The 20,347-nt window shown below is 50.2% G+C and carries 14 protein-coding genes; all 14 read right to left on the bottom strand.

Annotated features, from left to right (window positions below):
* Positions 1-5 precede the first annotated feature (5 nt).
* A complete protein-coding gene (locus AC3WTJ_RS26235; protein WP_492524340.1) occupies positions 6-2,144 on the bottom strand; it encodes a glycoside hydrolase family 31 protein in 2,139 nt (712 codons plus the stop codon).
* An 18-nt stretch (positions 2,145-2,162) separates the two neighbouring features.
* Positions 2,163-3,125, bottom strand: coding sequence for a Gfo/Idh/MocA family protein (locus tag AC3WTJ_RS26240; protein ID WP_492524341.1), 963 nt, complete (start codon positions 3,123-3,125; stop codon positions 2,163-2,165).
* 406 nt (positions 3,126-3,531) lie between these two features.
* Positions 3,532-5,106, bottom strand: coding sequence for a type 2 periplasmic-binding domain-containing protein (locus AC3WTJ_RS26245; RefSeq protein ID WP_492524342.1), 1,575 nt, complete (start codon positions 5,104-5,106; stop codon positions 3,532-3,534).
* Positions 5,107-5,237: 131 nt separating this feature from the next.
* Positions 5,238-6,806 carry an extracellular solute-binding protein gene (locus tag AC3WTJ_RS26250; RefSeq protein ID WP_492524343.1) on the bottom strand — a complete coding sequence of 523 codons (1,569 nt, stop codon included), beginning with the start codon at positions 6,804-6,806 and terminating at the stop codon, positions 5,238-5,240.
* 53 nt (positions 6,807-6,859) lie between these two features.
* Positions 6,860-7,729 carry a carbohydrate ABC transporter permease gene (locus AC3WTJ_RS26255; protein WP_492524344.1) on the bottom strand — a complete coding sequence of 290 codons (870 nt, stop codon included), beginning with the start codon at positions 7,727-7,729 and terminating at the stop codon, positions 6,860-6,862.
* Positions 7,730-7,759: 30 nt separating this feature from the next.
* Positions 7,760-8,716, bottom strand: a complete 957-nt coding sequence (locus tag AC3WTJ_RS26260) for an ABC transporter permease (RefSeq protein WP_127457594.1) — start codon at positions 8,714-8,716, stop codon at positions 7,760-7,762.
* A 122-nt stretch (positions 8,717-8,838) separates the two neighbouring features.
* Positions 8,839-10,032: a glucuronate isomerase gene (locus tag AC3WTJ_RS26265; RefSeq protein ID WP_492524345.1), complete on the bottom strand. Its 1,194-nt coding sequence runs from the start codon at positions 10,030-10,032 to the stop codon at positions 8,839-8,841.
* Between the two features lie 39 nt (positions 10,033-10,071).
* The gene (locus AC3WTJ_RS26270; protein WP_492524346.1) at positions 10,072-11,064 is read right to left on the bottom strand and encodes an aldo/keto reductase; all 993 of its coding nucleotides are present in this window, start codon (positions 11,062-11,064) and stop codon (positions 10,072-10,074) included.
* A gap of 38 nt (positions 11,065-11,102) precedes the next feature.
* Positions 11,103-12,884: a glycoside hydrolase family 36 protein gene (locus AC3WTJ_RS26275; protein WP_492524347.1), complete on the bottom strand. Its 1,782-nt coding sequence runs from the start codon at positions 12,882-12,884 to the stop codon at positions 11,103-11,105.
* Complete coding sequence (locus AC3WTJ_RS26280; RefSeq protein ID WP_492524348.1) at positions 12,881-13,255, bottom strand: cupin domain-containing protein; 375 nt, start codon at positions 13,253-13,255, stop codon at positions 12,881-12,883. Before AC3WTJ_RS26280 ends, AC3WTJ_RS26275 begins: the two co-directional genes overlap by 4 nt.
* Before the next feature lie 2 nt (positions 13,256-13,257).
* A complete protein-coding gene (locus tag AC3WTJ_RS26285) occupies positions 13,258-15,471 on the bottom strand; it encodes an alpha-galactosidase (protein WP_492524349.1) in 2,214 nt (737 codons plus the stop codon).
* 25 nt (positions 15,472-15,496) lie between these two features.
* Positions 15,497-16,876, bottom strand: coding sequence for an MATE family efflux transporter (locus AC3WTJ_RS26290; protein ID WP_492524350.1), 1,380 nt, complete (start codon positions 16,874-16,876; stop codon positions 15,497-15,499).
* Between the two features lie 13 nt (positions 16,877-16,889).
* Entirely contained in the window at positions 16,890-18,275 is a 1,386-nt protein-coding gene (locus AC3WTJ_RS26295) for a family 4 glycosyl hydrolase (protein ID WP_492524351.1), read from the bottom strand.
* Positions 18,276-18,879: 604 nt separating this feature from the next.
* A complete protein-coding gene (locus AC3WTJ_RS26300) occupies positions 18,880-20,184 on the bottom strand; it encodes a sn-glycerol-1-phosphate dehydrogenase (protein WP_492524352.1) in 1,305 nt (434 codons plus the stop codon).
* Positions 20,185-20,347 lie beyond the last annotated feature (163 nt).

A 20,347-nucleotide genomic window follows, 5' to 3' on the forward strand; every position in this document is an offset into this window, starting at 1 on the left:
ACCTACTACTGCTCGTTCATCAATAAACGTGTTTGTGCAAATCGCCAAGTGACCGCCTGGTAAGAGGACGATCCATCGTTTTCTCCTATCCACGCACCAATATATTGGCCATTTTGATCCATCGTTACGCTCAAATTCCACCAACTGCATTTGCCTTGCTCGTAATCAAAGGTTTCGCCATCATCGTCATAAAGCCTTGCTGTTCCAGGTTCAGTGCCAAAGTGCACCAATTCAATCTCCGTACGCGTCCCTGGTGCCGGAACATGCGGAAGCGCAGCCATCATAGGAAGAATGGAGCCGCTTTTCACGAAAACAGGGATCTGCTCAAGGCCCGCCTGCACACGGATCACACAGCCGCCCGTATAGCGCTCTCCGGTCTCCAAGCCATACCAAATACCAGCGGGCAGCAGCACCTCACGCTCGGTTTCCCCCTCGACCAGAGGAGCTACAAGCAGCGCATCCCCGACCATATACTGGTCGTCCCACTCTCTAGCCTTCTTCTTGCCGTAAGCGGCATCCGTCGTATTCAAAAGCTGCTGCTCATCTTGGGCGGCTAACTTGGCTTCAGCGTCGGCGATCTCTTCCGGCGTCAGTACGAACGGCATCGCCCGAAACGGCGGAATCCCCTGCTCGCGGTAAACGGCAAAAGCGGTATACAAATACGGCAGAAGTTTCATCCGCAGTTTGATATAATGCCGTACGGTGCCCTCGACCTCGGGGTAAGACCACGGCTTAGTCCCGTCTCCCCATGCATTCAGCATAGCCATCGGCGAGAAACAGACCGTTTGCATACGCCGAACCCAATCTTCGGCATTTCTCGCCCGGCGGACCTCCGGTGTCCACAGCAAACCGCTGAAGGAAGAACTGCAAATCCCCCGAATAAACTGCTTATGGTCATATAAATCCGAGTACAGAACATAAGGCATTGTCGAGGCAGCGCCGCCTGAAGCTCTGACCAGTCCGTACGTCCGGCGATTCTGGCTTCGGAACAGATCAGCCGTCATTTTTTGGAACATCAAGCCATACATCTGTCTCATCTGCTCGCCGTCCAAACCGGATGGGAACTTGGCATGAGCCGGGAACATCCAGGAATTGTTCGTCAATTCACTGCCATCGCATTCATCCAGCTTGTACCCGGACACTCCGATTTGGACATGCTGTTCCTCATGCTGCTTCTTATAGCGCTCAGCTGCTTCCGGCAGCGAGTAATCCGGCGCAAGCCCGCCCCACACGGTATGGGTTCCCGAAAGCGGCTGCAAGCCTGCATACAGTTCGCTCTGAGGCGAAACGTACGGGTGCTCCCAAAGGTTCACACGAAAGCCCTTTTGAGCCAGTTCATGGACAAAGCTAGCAGGCTCAGGGAACCGGCTTTTTTCCCATTCATAAGTGACCGGATAACTGTGGCTGTGCCAACCAGGCTCCAATCCAATGACATCGCAAGGGAAATCGTTAAGGCGGAACTGCTCGGCTTCTTCAAGCACTTGCTGATCACTGTACAGTGTCGGAACACGGTGCCAGAAACCTAGTCCCCATTTCGGAGGCAAGACGCCTCCCCCGCACATTAGATTATATCTAGCTACCACTTCTGAGAGGGTAGGCCCACCAAATAAATAGACAACTGCGCCTTCGGCAGGAATCTGGATTTCTACCCGTGAAGCCACCGGCGTTGCCTTCCACCCTTTATCCGTATTGCGATCGCGAATTTCTTCCTGCTGCGTATCTTCTTGCTTCAACGTAGAGCCGCAAAACATCGTTACGATGCGTGGCGTATCCACCCAAACCCCATACCCTTGATCGCTCACGTAAAAAGGGACGGGAGCATGCGTTTCACCGGTATCCTGTTTAGGATCGCTGTTCACACGCAAAAAACGGGTTCTTCCCCGCTGATTCATTCGCAGCAGCTGAAGGCCTGTACCATACAGCTTCTCGGTCCAATTTAGTGGAAAGGACACAATGAAGCGCCCTTCCGCTTCCTCCAGTTGAACATGATCCCAGGCAAAAGGAGGATCTACCTGCGGCATTTGCAACAAAGCCTCATCCTTAGATGCAACCCCCATCCAAGTTAATGGCGTGATCCCCTGAGGCTCTCCAATTGTTAAACGCCATATGCCTGGCGCTGTCTGTTCCCACTTTGTGATTGGCATGCTCGCATCTCCATTCGTCTATATGATTGGAACCGGAATTGCGTAGGTCTTCCCGAATTCGCTGGCCAACTTGGCATAATGCACAAGCGCCTGCGTTTTCAAATAATCGCGGCCGCTTGTCTCCGACTCCCGCCCTTCCCGCAGCGAAGCCAGGAATTCAGCCAGCGTATCGGTCAGATCAATACCGCTATAGTCCTCGATCCGCCTATCCTCTCCGTCCCTTATGACGCGGATCTCATTACCGACGTATTCAATTGCTCCCTCGGTGCCTTCCAAGCGCCAATTCCCGCTCCACGGTGTTTCAGTCCCTCTGGCCGAGATGGAGGCATTATACGAAGCCGTAATACCGTTATCCATCTCTAAGAACGCATAAGCATTAATAATGGCGCCGTCCTGCTCCCACGCATTGATCGGATTGTACAGCTTTGCCTGTACGGTTTTTCCTTCTCTTCCGCTAAAATAACGGAACAAATCAAAGTGATGAACACCAATGTCATCCAGAATGCTGACGGTGTATCTTCTTTGTACGTTGTGATATCTATAAAAGTGTACATCCATGGAGGACAGGCTGCCGATAACACCCTCGTCCAGAAGCTGTTTCATTTTACGTATATGCGGCATCCTCCGATAATTCTCTGCAATCATAAAAGGCAGTTTTTCTCGCTCCGCCCGAGCCACCACCTCAATGGACTCCTCATAATCAAAGGAGATCGGCTTTTCGCATAAAACCGCCAATTTACGATCAAAAGCCGCATGATTCACCACGGTATGCACCATCGGAGAAGTTACATTAACAAGAAAATCCGCTTGCTCTTTCTGTAGGGCTTCCTCTAATGAAGTGTAAAAAGGAAAGGGGTCATTTTGCATTTTCTCTTTCATCCCCGCATCCACCTCGACAACGGCTGCCAATAAACCTTGATCTCGCAGACGCTTATACCAGCTAAATCCTGCCGAACCTAAACCAACCAATATCGCTTTCACGCGTTGGTCACCCCTTCATTGTTTCATTGACTTCATTATAGGAAATAATCCGACACACAGAAAGGATAAAATTAAGATTGTATGTCATTTTTTACGATTTTCGATTTTGGCGGAGGTGTAACCTCCTATCTTCTACGAGAGTTACGTTGGTCAACGATACACCTTTGAGGAACTACATGGCGTTATTCTAGCAAATTTAGCCCGTTTCCGCGTCAAGTGGAACTACAGGGCGTTATTTGACCGCCTCATCCCATTTTCTTGAAGAAAACGGACAAATAGAGGACCACAGTTCCCCTGCGCGCGAAAAAGAGCCTATTTCGATGAAATAGGGCCCTGTAGTTCCCCTGCAAATAAAAAATATCCACTAGCAAAACTCTGCCAATGGATACTTTCCCGCTTACAACCCTTATTTAATATCAATCATAATTGCGCCTTGTTTCTTGTTCCAACGATCGGTCGCTTCTTTAATAATCTCGTTGCCGCCTTTGGACTTGTACTCTTCGATGACTTTAGGCCAATCGCTGATCGGTTCTTTGCCGTAAATCATTTTAATCATATGATCAACGATAATTTTGGGACCTACATCGGGTTGCGGTGCCGCAAGATCCGGGAATTTAGAGAATGTGCTCAAATCCGGATAGAAGCCAATGCCTGGCAGCCCTTCCTTCGTTAACACCTCATCAAATGCTTTCAATGTCGCTTTGCCATCCTCGTTGAGCAGCAATCTTGGTTTGTTGTAAGTGGAATCATGCACCGCCCACATCGTTCCGCTGCGGAAGCCTTCTTCATCCGTCTCTTCCTTGGTCGTAGGGAACTTGTAATTAATGTTGCCGCTGCTGTCCTTGGTGTAAGTATCTCCCTCAATACCAAAAGTGAAGAAGGTTTCGGCTTCAGGCGTAACCATCCAGTCGAAGAATTTAATTATGTTGACTGCCGTTTCTTGCTTCACATTTTTGTTAATGAAGAAGGTTCGAATAACCGGCGCATAATAGAAGTAGCCGCCTTTCCCTTCCGGCCCTTTCGGCGAGGCAACGATTTCAACCTTGGATCCTGGAACAGCTTGTTGAATTTTCGTCCGGTATCCCGGCAAGCCTGAAGCGTTCTGCGACCAGATGCCGGCTTTGCCAGACTCAATATTTTTGGAGAAATCCGTGGAGGAAATCGTAGCGAATTCCTTTGGAATCAAGCCTTCATCGTACATTGTTTTGTACGTAGTCAGCGCTTTTTGCACATTTTCTACATCGAAAAATTTCGGAACAACCTGACCATTCACCAATTCAAATTGATCCTTGTAAGGAAGCACGTCGTACGCGCCTAGAATAACGTCCGCATACTTGAAGTTCTCCCTCATCTGATACGGATTCTCGACGCCCAGCTTCTTGAACGCCCGCAGCACATTCAGGAACTCATCGACGGTTTTAGGTGCTTGAAGCCCTGCTTTCTCTAATAAATCCGTACGAATGTAAGTCGAACGACGGGATGGATTGCTCAAAAATTCAGGCACACCATAGATTTTGCCTTCATACGAAACGCTATCCCAAGCGGCTTTCGGAATCGCTTTCATCAAGTTCGGAGCGTACTGTTTCAGCAGATCATCCAGTGGCATGAACACGCCGTTCTCCACGGAACCGGACATGGACTTACTGCCTGGGCCGCCAATGCTGCCAACGACATCCGGGATGTCGTTACTTGCGAACATGACGCCGAATTTGGCATCTTCCATCACCTTCACGTCAAGATCCGTGTTGGTTAACTGCTCCAGCTTCAATACCCATTTGTCCTTGTTCAAATCCGGCACGCGGGTATGATAGCCAGTGCTAACGGTCGTCGGGAAAAGGATAGAGAATTTCGCCGGTGCTTTCTTTGCATCTGCAGACGGCTGCGACGACGCTTTTTCCGCTACTTTGCTATCCGTTGAACAAGCGGTGAGTGCGGATGCTGCCATGATGACAGCGAGAGTGAGACTTATCGTTTTTTTCATATAACCCCTTCTTTCCAGCTTTTTTGCAAGCGGTTCCACTGCTCAGTGTTATCATAACGACTGCTTAAAATTTTCTGAATGTATAAATTTAAGGAGCTATGTCATTTTATACGATTGCTTAGCGGTCAACTTCATTGCTTTCCAAGAAAAAGAACGCCCTTTTTATTTTGATAACGATCGGTTGCTTCCTTGATAATTTCATTGCCGCCTTTGGTCTTGTATTCTTCAATCACCTTCGGCCAGTCCGAAATCGGCTCTTTGCCGTATATCATTTTGATCATATGATCCATAATGATTTTCGGAGCTGCATCCGAACCCGGCGAAGCAGCATCGGGGTATTTGCTATTCGCCTCCAAATCCGGAGCAAAGCCAATACCAGATAACCCTTCATGAGCAAGAATGTTATCGAAAGCATCCAGAATATACGGACCGTTCGGATCTGTTTCCATTTTCAGACGGTTCACCGTACTTTCATGGGCGGAGTGCAAGGTGCCTCTATGATCCTGCTCTTCCTGTTCTTCTTTGCTGGTCGGCTCCTTATACTTGATTTTACCATCGACCACCGTATATGTGTCGCCTTCAATTCCGAACGTGAAGAACTTATAAGCTTCGTCTGACGACATCCAATCAAAATATTTCACGATCTCCGCTGCCGTCTCAGGCTTCACATTTTTGTTAATATAGTGCGCACTTGTGACCGGTAAATACATCAGATAGCCGCTTTTGCCATCCGGACCCTTCGGCGATGAGATTACATCGACTTTCGCGCCCTTCACGGCGTTCGGAATATTCGTCCGGAAGTCATTTAAACTGACCAAGTTGGAAGACCAGATGCCTACCTCGCCGGCTCGAATGTTTTTCAACCAATCCGTCGATGACGTCGTCGCGAATTCCTTAGCCATCAACCCTTCATCGTACATGGTTTTATAGACGGATAAAGCTTTTGTCATATTGTCCACATCAAAAAATTTCGGCACAACCTGGCCATTGACCAATTCGAACTGTTCTTTGTACGGAAGCACGTCGAAAGCACCGAGGATCGTATCGGCATATTTTAATGTTTCACGCCCCCCATACGGGTACTTAACGCCCATCTCTTTAAATTTGCGAAGGACATTCAGGAACTCATCAACCGTTTTCGGTGCCGGCAAACCCGCCTTTTCCAACAAATCGGTACGAATAAAGGTGGCGCGCCTTGAAGGATTGTTCAACCAGTTGGGTATGCCGTATATTTTGCCATTATAGGATACAGCTTCCCAAGCTTCCTTCGGCACCATTTTCATCAAATGGGGAGCATTCTGTTTCAATAAGTCATCCAGCGGCATGAACATACCCGCCTCTACGGAACCAGACATCGCTTTGTCTGTCGCTGTTCCCAAGCTTCCCACGACATCGGGCACGTCATTGCTGGCGAACATGAGGCCCATTTTGCTTACTTCCGTTATTTTCAGCGTGAGGTCGGTGTTCGTCAGTTCTTCTAACTTTTTGACCCATTTGTCATTGTTAATATCGACACGGGTGTGGTAACCGGTATTGGAAGTTGTCGGATACGATATGGAAAATTTCGTTGGCTGCTTTTTCGCCTCCGGTGCCGCCGTAGCCGCAGCAGTTTGCTGCGGCTCTGTTGTTCCTGTGGAGCATCCGGCCATAGTTCCAGCAGACAGTGCTGCGGCTAACGCCATAACTGCTACTTTTTTCAATGGAATCCCTTCTTTCTAATCGAAATTAGATGTGTTTCCATAAGGTTATAAGGTTAAGACTTGACGGAGCCTACCATCATACCTTGAATAAAGTGCTTTTGCAGGAACGGATAGACCAGAAGAATAGGTATCGTCGCAACAACAATAACAGCCATTTTGATCCCTTCAGGCGAAAGAAAGAGCATTAATTCGGACGATACATCCGATTGTCCGAACTGATCCGTGAATACAATCTCCCTTAAGCGAACCTGGAGCGGAATCCAATTTCGGTGATCGATATAAAAGACGGCTTCGGCATAACGATTCCAGTGTCCAACGGCATACATGATCCCCATGGTCGCCATAGCGGGTTTGGAGAGCGGCAGTACAATGTTCCACAAGATCCGGAACTCGCCGCATCCGTCCATTCGGCCTGAATCCAGCAGCTCAACCGGTAGGTTCAGAAAGAAAGATCGCATAACAAATAGATTAAAAGCACTGATCGCCATCGGGAGCATTAAAGCCCATAGCGTATTAAGCAACCCTAACTGCTTCACGAGCAAATAATTTGGAATTAGCGGTGCGCTGAAAATCAATGTAAACAGTATCATAATCAGAATCGATTTACGGAACAAATATTCAGGCCTGGAGAGCGGATACGCCAGCGTCGTTGTCATAAACAAATTGATGAATGTACCGAAAACGGTAATAATGACGCTGTTCCGGAATCCTAACCAGATTGTCGGATCCTGCAGAATAAGCTTATAGCTTCCCAGTGTAAAACCAACCGGCCAAAGTGAAACCTGCCCTGCGTTAATCGCGACGTTATTGCTTAAGGATTGAGCAATAATATGGATGAGGGGAAGCACCATACTCAGTCCGAGAGCTCCCAACAGAATCATATTAATAAAATTAAAAATTTTATGGCCTCTTGTCATAATCATAACGAACTACCTCCTTTCTTATCTGTGTCATTAATACAAGCCTTCACCCGTTACTTTTTTGCTGAATGTATTACTGAACATAATTAACGCTAAGCCGACAACCGACTTGAACAACCCAATAGCCGTTGTGTAGCTGTACTGACGGTCAACAAGTCCTGCACGGTATACGAACGTATCGATAATTTCCCCATTTTCGTTGTTGAGCGGGTTGAGGAAGACAAAGACACGTTCAAAGCCAAAGTCGAGAAAGTTTCCGATATGAAGCAAGAATAGAATAACAATCGTCGGTAAAATCGTCGGAATCGTAATGGAAAACACTTGCCGAAGCCGGCTGGCACCATCAATTTGTGCGGCCTCGTAGAGATCAGGGTTAATCCCTGCAATAGCAGCCAAATAGATAATCGTCCCCCAACCGCTGTCTTTCCAAATGCCTGAGGAGATAAGAATCGTACGGATATATTCATTTTCCCCTAAAAAGTAGATCGGATCGACTCCGAATAAGCCGAGAAGATGATTAACGATTCCAGTAGACGGGGATAGTACGCCGACAACAACCCCGCCTACGATGACCCACGAGAGAAAGTGTGGCATATAAACCACGGTTTGAACGATTCTTTTGTAAGTCATGATGCGTAATTCATTGATCAATAAAGCCAATAGGATGGGAACCGGAAAGGCGAAGAGCAGATCGTAGATCCCGATCAAAATCGTATTTTTCAAAATCTGCAGAAATTCGGTGTATTGGAACATCCGCTGGAAATTTTCCAACCCAACCCATGGACTCCCCTTAATACCTTTGAATATGTTGTAGTTTTGAAAAGCAATAACTGAACCGAATAAGGGGATATATTTAAAAAGCAAGAAATAAATAATACCCGGTAGTGAAATGACATAAATCGGCCAATGTTTTCGCATAAAAGCCCATTTCTGACTCTGCGATGTGAAATTGTAAATTGTTCGATCGGATGGCTGAATTTTACTGGCCATGTTCTCCTCCCCTTCATGCTTGCAGCATTTGATGTACTTCCTTATCTTACAAGGGTTGGTAGCAGCTAGCGATGGCGAAACTTATAGCGCTTTGTGTTTTCTTATGATTGAAGAACAAACCATTAACACTCGATGCCGTACCGTTTCGCTGCACTTCGATACAGCCAATCTTCTGCGATTTGTAACGCTGTAGACTGATCAATCCAGCCCGCTTCGATTTGATTCCAGAGGAACTCGCCCACTAGTCGCTTAATCACGATAATTTTGCCGTAGCTCCATTCCATGCAGCGCGCATCGGACACGATGAGCGAGCTTTTGATGGCAGGCAGAGCTTCCAGCCTGTACTGCATGCTGTCACGGTATGTGCTCGCGCGGAAGTTAAACCACCAGTGCCCGCCGACGTGCACGTTAGGGAAATTCCATGCGGCCTGCACGATATCCAGGTTATTCAGCTCCGACGCTACGACAAGCTCAAATGGACAAGCATACGCTTCAAATAAAGCGGACAGCTTTAATATACGCTCCGGATCATTAACCGGTACAGCTGTTCCACACCAGGAACGCTCTACGCCGAGAAATAGCTGTACGAGCAGTCCCCGCTGCTCAGCTGCTGCTCCGATTTCGTGCAAAAGCATCATCAGGATCTCGTCTTTGGTGCTATCCTGCCCGATGACAACCTTATGATTGGCGCTGACCTTATAGCTTGGCAGCGTCGTCATGATCCCCTTGACGCCGTCCTCTTTGTACGCATCCAACAGTTGGCCCAGCTTCGCACGTGTTTCCGCCAATGCCGCAGCACGGTCAGTCGACGCTTCGATGTCCTTGACCCACGTCCCCAATTTGCCATCTATCCGCGGAATGAGAATGGCATTGTGCGCCATGCCTTGAAACTCGGCGTGCTCCGGGATATTCACGACGAAACGTCGCGCTTGCATACGGTTGGCTACCTCTTGCGCCCAATCGGCCCGTTGGGCAGACTGCTTGATGGCCCTATCGGCTTCCAGCACGGAATTCTTATCGCTAAGAGTTATGTCATAAAGATCTTTGAGAATATGCGTAAACGCAATGTTCATTAAGGTATTTCTGGTTGCTTGGTAGGCATCCAAGAACGCAGAAATTCGTAAATCCTCAGGCAGCTCCATCGCACCTGCCGGATAACCTGCTGCCTGCATCTCGCGAAACAGCCAGAAGTAATGAGCTATCTCCCAAAAATCCCCAGCGGCGAGACGTTCCCCCACAAGGTGGGTGTGCGTATCCAAAACCGGTTGCTGCATAATATGTTTCGTAAACGCTTCTTTACTGAGTTGTATCCCCATGCTTATTTCCTCCTCCTGCTGCTACGATATTCGGATCTATTAACCTGCAAGAATTTGATCAATCAAAGCCAATTCTTCCTCTGTAAAATGAAGCTGGTTCAAAGCCGCCACATTATCATTCAACTGCTGCACTTTACTTGCCCCGATCAAAGCGGAAGTCACGCGCCCCTTGCGAAGAACCCACGCCAAGGCCATTTGGGCCAAGCTTTGTCCCCGCTCCTGCGCCATCACGTTCAATCGGCGCGATTTCGCAATCTTCTCTTCGGTGATGTCTTCAGGCCGCAGAAACACACTGCTTCCGGCCGCACGCGAGTCTGCCGGAATGTTCTCCAAATAACGATCGGTGAGCAGCCCTCTAGCCAGCGGGCTGTAAGCAATCGAACCGATGCCCTCTTGGGCCAGCACATCCTGCAAACCTTGTTCCAGCTTTCTTTCGAACATGGAATAGTGTACTTGGTGGATCACGAACGGAGTTCCCAGGCTTTTCAAAATACTCGCTGCCTGTTCCGTCTGCTCTGCATGATAGTTGGAAACGCCGACATACAGCGCTTTCCCTTGGCGTACCGCTTGATCCAAAGCGCCCATCGTTTCCTCAAGCGGCGTTTCCGCATCGAACCGGTGCGAATAATAGATATCGACATAATCCAAGCCTAGTCGTTTCAGGCTCTGATCAAGGCTCGCCAGCATGCTTTTCCGCGAGCCACGTTCTCCATATGGGCCATCCCACATGCGATAGCCGGCCTTCGTGGCGATGATCAACTCATCGCGGTAGGGGTGCAGATCCTTTTTCATAATCTGCCCAAACGTTTCTTCCGCAGAACCTGCCGGCGGACCATAATTATTTGCAAGATCAAAATGCGTAATCCCCAAATCAAAAGCGTGGCGCGAGAGTGCCCTGCTGCTCTCAAACGTATCTACGCCGCCAAAGTTATGCCATAAGCCGAGCGAGATCGGCGGCAGCTTAAGCCCGCTTTTTCCCGTTTGATGATAAGCCATTTTGGTATATCGTTGTTCGTCTGCCAAATAGTTCATGAAAGATACCTCCTAATAGATCGAGCTTGATAGAGTGATTATGAAAGATAGAGGGTTGCCATCCCGGAAGCCGGAATCGCCAGCTTATGAATGCCTGCCGTAAACTGGGCGAACCTTTCCTCGACTATCTCGCCCGTACACGATGTAATGACCACCTTAGCAGCTGCCTCAACCGGTTCTGAAACCTCAAGGTACAGTCCATCCTGCCTTCTGCCGTTCACCACCACCCACTTCGACACGGAACTTGCAGCCGGAATGGGCACAACGGCGTCATGGTAAGTGACAACAATCCCTTTATTACCTTTAACAGAACGTACAAGCGGGTATAACAACTCCGGATTCATTGGCTCCATGCTGCCGCCCAGAAGCAGATCCCGGTTCTCTTTCCAAAAAGCAAGCCAATAGCCCAACATCGCCAAATGGTCGGACGGCAATTTATCCAGAAGAACAGAAACTTGAGGGACGGAGAACAAGCAGTTAATCAGCTGGAGTGCGGCGCTTTCCACCGGCTCCTCGGGATGCCACATGATCATATCCGCATGAGCCGCCGTATTTCCGCAAATCAGTCGAATATCAATCGTCCGCACCCGGTTCTGAATGCTGTCATTCGGGCAATCCGACGCCCGAAACATATTGCCGTACTTGCGCATCGCCGGCCCAATATACATTTGGCGAAACTCGATCATGATATCGGGTTTCAGCTCTCTCAGCCTGCCGATCGAATCCGTCAAGAGACGGTCAACAGCCGCCGGAATCGATTCATAATCCTTCCCTTCAACAGTCGAGGGGAGCTGCAGCTCCGGCGAATAGAACGTATCGATGAAGTCCAGCTTGAATCCGTCCAGGTCCCATTCTTTCACCGCTTCTTCATATTTATGAATGATATACTCACGGACATCCGGGTATCTCGGGTCAAGCACGGCGGCGCCATGATTCTCATTAAAGCGCAAAATTTTATCCTTGAATCGATCCCACACACGACTGTATTTACCGATAAATGGCACAGAGTACCATAGAATAAATTTCATACCTAGGTGATGAACGGCATCCACATGCCGCTTCATATCGGGAAATTTCCCCGCGTATGTCTCCCAATCGCCACAGTAGGCATACCCTCTGCGGTTATCCTCCGTCTGCCAGCCATCGTCAACGATGACGGCTTCCATCCCGAGCTTTTTGGCGATCTGGCACTGCTGTTCAATCTGTTCGTCCGATACATTCTGGTGCATGCTGTACCAAGTTGAGTACATCGGTTCTTTGGCGGCAGCTGGGACGAAGGCAGGTCGGTACTCCGGCATCGAGCTCCACCACTCCTGCACGCCTTCTAAGCTTTCGTAGTAAGGAACATCTCTTGTATCCACGAGAAGTTTGGCCTCATACGAACAAAAGGGAGCTGTCGTCTCCGCAAATAATTGGACCCGGCAATGGAAATCCGCTTTTTCCTCACTAATGCCTCCCGAGTAATGAACGGTGTTCAGCGCATCCGAATAAGCGAATGTAAGCCTATTGCGGCCAAGGCTGTTAAACAGCGCATAAACAGGAGCCGAGGCCGCTGCGTTCGAGCGCAAGGTGCGCATCCAGTCGGCCTTAAAGCTTTTATTGCGGTCTTGCGCCGGATGCCAGCTGGCTTGAATATCACATGCGGGATGAGACCAATTGATCGTTAAAACAGGGGGAACCGCCACTTCTTCCGCATCCAGACGCAGCGTAATTAGATTGAGGCCCTCTTGCAGCTTCTCAGCTGCAAGGGACACCGTGAACCCATCACTCTCTCCATTTAACGTAAAGGTATGGGCAGCCGTCGTGATTTGCCGGTTCATACGGACTCCTCCTGCTGTTGATTCTTATGGCGGTTCAAGCCTGCATGGCACCATACAGTCACAAACGGATCGTCTTCACTCGAATTGAGGTGATGATCTTCGCCTGGCTCAACAATCACGATGTCTCCTGTGGTAACCGGCGTGTGCTCGCCGTTAATCTCCATGGTTCCGCTCCCCTGCAAAATGATGAACGCCTCACAATCCCCATGGATATGATAGTCCCTGCCGTCAGGTCCATCATGGGTGTGACTGCGCTCCCCTCGTTTGGCAAAGGAAAGACCGCCTGAAGATAAGTAATCACCTGGCAAAACATCCTGCAAAATGTGTCCGCTCTTGGTATCCCGCAGCTCGCTCAAACGCAGCTTTATCATCGTTACCCCTCCATTTTCAAACGGTAAAGGCGGCTTCGGAAATCGCCTTTCCAGATCGGTAAATGCAAACCAATATGCATGAAATCGTCACCACCGAAACAGATAGCCTCGGTCTCACCAGGAGCATCCGCATCATACAAAAGATAATTGGCGCCTGCTTCCAAGCCCTTCAGACGCAGCTTCTTCAGCGGAGCATTGGGCTCAGCCAGCACTTGGAAATAAGCGACAAGCGCTTCTTTCTGATCCTCCGACACGAACATCCAAGCCGCATCCACACCTTGGAATGGACTGCTCAACCGGTAAAATTGCCCGAATTGAATCAGCGGGCGCAGCTCCTTGTAGAGCGCAACCTGGCGCTTTACAGCTTCCTTTTCCTCCTCCGTAAACGTGGTCAAATCCAGCTCATAGCCGAAATTGCCCGACATGGCGGCATGCCCCCGCATATCCAGCGGTGTCAGGCGATGGACTTGATGATTCGGGATCGCAGAAACATGCGCCCCCATAGCACTGATTGGATACACAATACTTGTGCCAAATTGGATTTTTAGCCGCTCCACAGCATCCGTGTTATCACTCGTCCACGTCTGCGGCATGTAGTAAAGCATGCCTGGGTCGAACCGCCCGCCGCCGCCGGAGCAGCTTTCGAAGAGCACATTCGGGAATCTGGACGTGATTCGGTTGAGCACTTCGTAGAGCCCCAGCATATAACGGTGAGCCGTCTCCCGCTGCCGCTCCGGAGGGAGCAGAGCCGAACCGATTTCCGTCATATTGCGGTTCATGTCCCATTTGACATAGGCGATTGGACTGCTGGCCAGTATATCCGTTATGACAGTTACGATGTAATCTCTCACATCTTGGCGCGAATAATCCAGAATCAGCTGCTGTCTCGCCTCTGTCCTGCGCCGACCCGGCACGTGCAGACACCAATCGGGATGTGCGCGATACAAGTCGCTGTCCGGTGACACCATTTCCGGCTCGAACCATAGACCGAAAGCCAGCTCCTGCCGATTCACACGGCTAACCAAATCCGGCATGCCCTTAGGCAGCTTGCCCGGATCGACGAACCAATCTCCGAGCGAGCTTTTGTCATTATCCCTTTTGCCGAACCACCCGTCGTCAAGGACTAGCAGCTCTAAACCGAGCTGTTTGCCAACCACCGCCAGCTCTTCGATTTTATCCGCATTGAAGTTGAAGTAGGTGGCTTCCCAGTTGTTGATGAGAATGGGCCTGTGACGATCCCGATACACCCCTCGGCATAGTCGCGTGCGGTACAACTTATGGTAAGTGCGCGACATGCCCCCAAGCCCTTCTGCTGAAAATACAAGAATGGCTTCAGGCGATTGGAAAGCTTGCCCAGGCTCTAGCAGCCAGGAAAAGTCAAAGGCATTAATCCCCATGACAACACGGGTTGTTCCATAAGGATCTACCTCTGCTTGCGCGACAAAACTTCCACTATATACAAGACTAAAGCCATAGGCTTCTCCTTGATCTTCATCCGCTTGCTTCGAGAGTAAGGCCATAAACGGATTAAGCGAATGGCTGCTGCTCCCCCTCCGGCTCTCAATCACAGATCCCCCCGTTGCCAGAGGGCGTCTTTCAATATGGCGTTCGCGCGCCCAGGTTCCGGACAAATGGAGCATATCGAATTCGGAATGCGAGATGTCGAGGCCGAAACTTAACGCTCTAAGCAGCTTCATAGAACGGTTTCCCGTATTAATGTATCGAACGGATCTGGCAACCGCATCATGATCTCGAAAGACCGTATACGTCAGAATGGCTTGCAAACCGATCGCGGCATCTGTCAAAACGATATCGAGACTCTCCGCCTCGCCGTCCTCTTCCACATAAGTTGCAGGCAAACCCTCCAGCTGTGGTTTACCCGCATATATCCGATGAGACTCATAAATAAGCTCACTGACGGTCGTTCCGTCTTCCATCTGCACCTGATAGGCGGGTACACGAAAATCACTGCCCCCATATGCCGGAAATTCCTGCGGCAGCGTGTCGAGCGACAGCGTCAAATCGTCCGGATCCGTAGACGGTGAAAATGAGCAGCGACGCCGCATGGCAAGCAGGCCGCCAAGATTGCTTCCCCGAACCCGGCGCCCAAAGTGGACGTGGGCAAGATATTTGGATTTCATCAACTGCATGATGTAGCTGGTCGACTTCCCTTGAAGATGGAAGGTTTGCGAATTCGGATCATACACAATTCCCATATCCCGCAGCTCCTTTCTTATGCCATTAAATCTTTAGATGTTTCCAAGCCATCCTTTTAAACCTGAAATAGATGAGATTGGAACGTAAAAATTGATCGCAGGCAACGGCACTCCACAAGCCGAACATCCCCCACGAAAAGATATAAACAAATACATAACTGAGCATGACCCGCACGCCCCAAACGCCAATCAAAGTGGAGTATAATGGAAATCTCGTATCTCCGGCTCCCCGCAAAGCTCCGCCAAGAATGAACTGAGAGATTTGCGAAATTTGGATAAAACCAACAATTCGAAGCGCCCACGCCCCTTCGCGGATAATGGTGGCGTCACTTGTATACAGCCTAAAAATGTAGGGGGCAAACAAGATAAACACCGCTCCCATAACACCGCCTAAGAGCATGCCGTATTTCCGGATTTGCCAGACATACCGCTCGGCAAGATCAGGCTTGCCTACGCCAAGCGTTTGGCCGACCAATGTGGAAGCCGCAATGGCAAAAGCAGCTCCAGGCATAAACGAGATGCCAATAATACTCGTCACAATTTGCGAGGCGGCAACGGCAACCGTTCCAAGCCCTGCGCATATTTTGACAAACGCCATAATCCCCAGACGCATAATGAGCTGCTCAAGGCTTGAGGGAATACCAATTCTCAACATGCGGGAAATCATGCCTTTATCCAGACGGCTTATCTCCGCCCAACCAATCCGCACCGCAAATTTCCCGCTGAACATAACGACTAGGAAGGCGATCATCGCCATAGCCTGAACTGTTAAAGTGGCGATAGCTGCTCCGGCAACTCCCATTTCCGGCAGGCCTAATTGGCCGTATATCAACACAAACCCCAGGGATATGGACAGACACCCTGACAACACATTAATTTTCATTGGTGTCCGGGTGTCTCCAGCCCCGCGTAGAATAGCGGACAAAGCGGACGAGATGGAGGAAAATCCAATGGACAGAAACATCAGCCGGGCGTAGTTCAGCCCATAGTGAACAACCTCAGGGCTAGCCCCCATCATTCGGAGCATCTCCTCCGAAAATAAGATGCCAAGCGCCACGATCAGAACGGAGAGCACGGAGCCGAGCATGAGCGATTGGCCGGCTGCCCGGTTCGCATCCCCCATGTGGCCTACTCCTGTGGAACGGGCGACAATGACCGTTGTGCCTGTGTTCAACGCTGCGAAAAGGACTGTCATTAACATATACGGCTGGCTTGTTAATCCAACAGCGGCTACCGCAACCGCTCCTAAATGACCCACCAGAATCATCATCACCATCTGTGTCATGTTAATGAGCAGCATCTCCGTCAAAGAGGGTCCTGCCAGCTTAAAAATCATGCGTCGGACCGCCTTGTGATCCTGCGGATCAACCGTGACGGAATCGCTGTAGGCTTCTGCTGTTTTCATGATCGTGCCGCCATTAGATGTTCCATCCCGGCAAATACGATTTCGTATTTTGCAGCATCTGCTCGAACAACATCTCCGCCTCGTTCACATCGATGTTCACAAGCGGGTCATTCACGAAAGCATGGAATGCTAACGCCTTATCCTTTTGTAGAGCGGCCTTCAAAATAAGCTCTTGATTCACCGTGTGCTGCAGCACCAGATTATGCACAGCAGGCGGAAGCTCGCCTGCATAAACAGGGCGCAGACTGTTCGCTGAGAAATAGGCATTCGTCTCCACAACCGCTCCGAGCGGAATCCCCTTCATTTGACCCGCATTCGGCAGGTTGACATTCGTAACAAAGGGTTGAAGGCCGATCAATCCTTTGAGCTGTCTAACTTCTTCCTCACCCGATGCCTTCAGCGGCAGCTTCTCTTCTCCGCTAAGCAGTTTGCGGTAAAAAAGCTCCGTCGCCATGTGCTTCTCCACACGGCTTTCGACCGTCGTTAAGCCAAACTTCCAGTAGCGAACCGTTTCCGGGTCCTTCATGTACCAAGGAGGCATAAATTCTGCCAGATGGCGGTCGCCTGCCGCCGCAATAATCCCGTAACGACGGAACAAATCAAACTTCACTCGGTTAGCGGCCGTGTATGTGTTTGTCATCCAGGCGTCTTTGTAATGCTCGAAGCCCGTCTCGTAATACTTATCTACAAACTTCCGATACATCGGGAGCAGATCGATATTTTGATAAGTGGCTTGATCGATCCAAGTAAAATGATTAATGCCCAGTACATTCACTTTCACTTCATCCCGGTGCACGCCCTCTATCCCTTCCATGTCACGCAGCATGCGAATCAATAATCCCTGCGTTCCAAAAATTTCGTGACAGCAACCCAGCGCCTTAATGCCTGGAAAAACTTCGTATAGCGTTCTCGTACAAAGCGTCATCGGATTCGTATAATTAAACACCCAAGCATCCGGCGAAAAGCGCTCGATCGCTTGTGCAATTTCCACATACATCGGAATCGTCCTCAGCGCTCTAACCAGCCCTCCGGGTCCGGTCGTATCACCTACCGCTTGGTAAATGCCGTATTTTTCCGGTTCATGCACATCGGAGGCCATCTCCTTGAACGTTCCGGGAAGAATCGAAATGAACACAAAATTACAACCGCTTAACGCCTCCTTCAGCGTCGGATAGGCCTTGTAGGTCCACCTGGACCTCGTTTCGGCATAATCGGAAACCGAGTTGCCCAATTTCTCATTATTTTTAGCTTTGTCATAGTCAAGGTCATACAACCGAATCGTACCCGACAACTGTTCATCCAGCGCAAGATCCGCAATGAGATTTTTGGCCCAATACATAGAGCCCCCACCAATATAAGCGATTTGTATCTCATTAACTTTCCCGTTATTGAATTTCATTGTGCTTTGCTCCTCCTCGCCATCATCCAATCATGCATACGCTACAAGTATAGAAAACAATCCGAATTAAAGGGATGGCAAAAATTTAGCGGGGTTGTGATTTTTTACACTTTTCAGTTTTGTAGCTTAGCAAGCTTACGAATGGAAATTCCAGTTACTCATTGTGCGAACATCAAAAAAAGACCTTTCAGACGTTTAGTCTGACGGTCTTTTTGGTAGACGGTTGCTCCGCTACTGCTACCAGTTTTTCCAGCTACTTATCTAACCCTACTCCTACCTCGCCTTCTCTAGATACTTGCTCTGTTACTTCTACGTTTGCTTTTCAACTAGCATCCTCGCTCTTCATTGGATGAAGTCCAATGCAGGTGCCTTTCCTAGCCATATTTGCTACCTTACATTGGACGAAATCCAATGCCTCTCCTTCAAAACACCCCATTTCGAGCTAAATTCGATCATCTGATTGGATTTAGTCCAATCAGATTGCTATTTTAGCCGTCATTTCCGTCTTCTCATTGGAATTCATCCAATGAGACTATCCAACTTCGCTGAAACAAAAAGACGCCCAGGGGAGCAAACAAAACTCCCCGGGCGTCCCAAACATCGTTTACAGCAGTCGCAGTAAACGCAAAACCGTAAAACGGTTGCGCACGAACAGCGCATCCCGCAGTGACGCCGCGACCAGCTCCGGCTCCACGCCGAGCTGCTCCGGCGCAACCGGTCCCTGCACAGCCCCGAGCCAAGCAGCCAGCTGCTCGGGTGCAGGGACCGCGCGGGCGATGGCTTGCACATCGCCCCACCTCGAAGCGATGCGCGCTTTCAGCGCCTCGCTATCAACCACACCGCCATCCGCCGGAAAATTCTCGGCGATGACTTGCTCGGCCATGGCCCCATAGGCCCCGCGGATGCGCTCCGCATCCGCTTCCCGGCTCGGGGCCTGGCTTTGCGCTAGGCGCGCAGCGGCCTCAGCGGCCGTGATGTCCCGCAGCGATGCATAGCGCTGCGCCATCATCACGGTCGCGACGCCGACCTTCGCGCCGTGCAGCAGCGCCCGGCGGCGCTGCTGCAGAAGCACCATCTCCCAATAGTGGGAGAGATGGTGCTCAGCTCCGGAGGCCGGCCGCGAGTGGCCGACCATAAGCATGGAAAGGCCGGACAGCACCAGGCCTTCCATCAGCTTTAACATGCCGAGATCTGTGCGCTGCGCAATCTCGTCCAAATGAGCCGTGCAGAGCTCCACGGCTTCCAGCGTCAACTGCGCGCTCAGCTCGCAGTAGTGCTCGTCAAGCAGCACGCGGCCAAGCGACCAGTCGGCAAGCGAGGTATGCTTGCCGAGCATGTCGCCGAGGCCGGCTGCGATCATCGCTTGCGGCGCTTCCGCGAGCAGCGCGAGATCGGCAAAAATCGCTTCCGGTGAGCTCGCCGGAATCGTCGTTTTGAAGCCGCGCACGATAAGCGGCGCGCCTACCGAAGCGAAGCCGTCGACGGATGGCGCTGTCGGCACGGACAAGAAAGGCCGCTTCGTGCGGTGACCCGCGAAGCGCACGATGTCGTGCAGGGTCCCCGCCCCCACGGCAATCAGAACCTCCGATGATAATGGCGTGTCCAGCAGCAGCTGGACGATCGCTTCCTCATCGGCGGCAACTTCTCCCATCGCGTTCTCACGGATCACGCTGATGCTGACCTTGACTTGCGCGGCTTCCAGCAGTTCGCGCAGCTTCACGCCCGCCGCTTGATACGTCTTCTCATCCGCGACAAGCGTGACTTCACGATATCCGGCTTCTTTCACATAACCGGCCACCTGCCCCAGCGCATCTCGTTCAATCACGATACGTCGAATCGGAACTTCATGCTTTTGTCCACAAGCGCAATCAATCGTCCGGCCAAGCCATGTATCCAAAACCTCACTCATTCCCCTACATCCCCTTTCCATCTCCAAACCAAACTCCATCACTTGAACTTCAGCTTCCTCGAATCCCCTACTCCATCGCACGTATCTCATCACGTTTCTCAAGATGTACGTACAAGTACTTCTTCCCCTATTTTAACAAAACCTGTGCTATAATGATACACAC

It is taken from the genome of Paenibacillus sp. FW101-FHT12H11 (genome assembly GCF_058790355.1).

Excerpts from the sequence above, each read along its gene's own strand:
- AC3WTJ_RS26295 (WP_492524351.1), bottom strand. The coding sequence starts at position 18,275 with ATGAAATTCAATAACGGGAAAGTTAATGAGATACAAATCGCTTATATT.
- AC3WTJ_RS26260 (WP_127457594.1), bottom strand. The coding sequence starts at position 8,716 with ATGGCCAGTAAAATTCAGCCATCCGATCGAACAATTTACAATTTCACA.
- AC3WTJ_RS26255 (WP_492524344.1), bottom strand. The coding sequence starts at position 7,729 with ATGATTATGACAAGAGGCCATAAAATTTTTAATTTTATTAATATGATT.
- AC3WTJ_RS26235 (WP_492524340.1), bottom strand. The coding sequence starts at position 2,144 with ATGCCAATCACAAAGTGGGAACAGACAGCGCCAGGCATATGGCGTTTA.
- AC3WTJ_RS26285 (WP_492524349.1), bottom strand. The coding sequence starts at position 15,471 with ATGGGAATTGTGTATGATCCGAATTCGCAAACCTTCCATCTTCAAGGG.
- AC3WTJ_RS26275 (WP_492524347.1), bottom strand. The coding sequence starts at position 12,884 with ATGAACCGGCAAATCACGACGGCTGCCCATACCTTTACGTTAAATGGA.
- AC3WTJ_RS26300 (WP_492524352.1), bottom strand. The coding sequence starts at position 20,184 with ATGAGTGAGGTTTTGGATACATGGCTTGGCCGGACGATTGATTGCGCT.
- AC3WTJ_RS26280 (WP_492524348.1), bottom strand. The coding sequence starts at position 13,255 with ATGATAAAGCTGCGTTTGAGCGAGCTGCGGGATACCAAGAGCGGACAC.
- AC3WTJ_RS26265 (WP_492524345.1), bottom strand. The coding sequence starts at position 10,032 with ATGGGGATACAACTCAGTAAAGAAGCGTTTACGAAACATATTATGCAG.
- AC3WTJ_RS26270 (WP_492524346.1), bottom strand. The coding sequence starts at position 11,064 with ATGAACTATTTGGCAGACGAACAACGATATACCAAAATGGCTTATCAT.
- AC3WTJ_RS26245 (WP_492524342.1), bottom strand. The coding sequence starts at position 5,106 with ATGAAAAAAACGATAAGTCTCACTCTCGCTGTCATCATGGCAGCATCC.
- AC3WTJ_RS26290 (WP_492524350.1), bottom strand. The coding sequence starts at position 16,876 with ATGAAAACAGCAGAAGCCTACAGCGATTCCGTCACGGTTGATCCGCAG.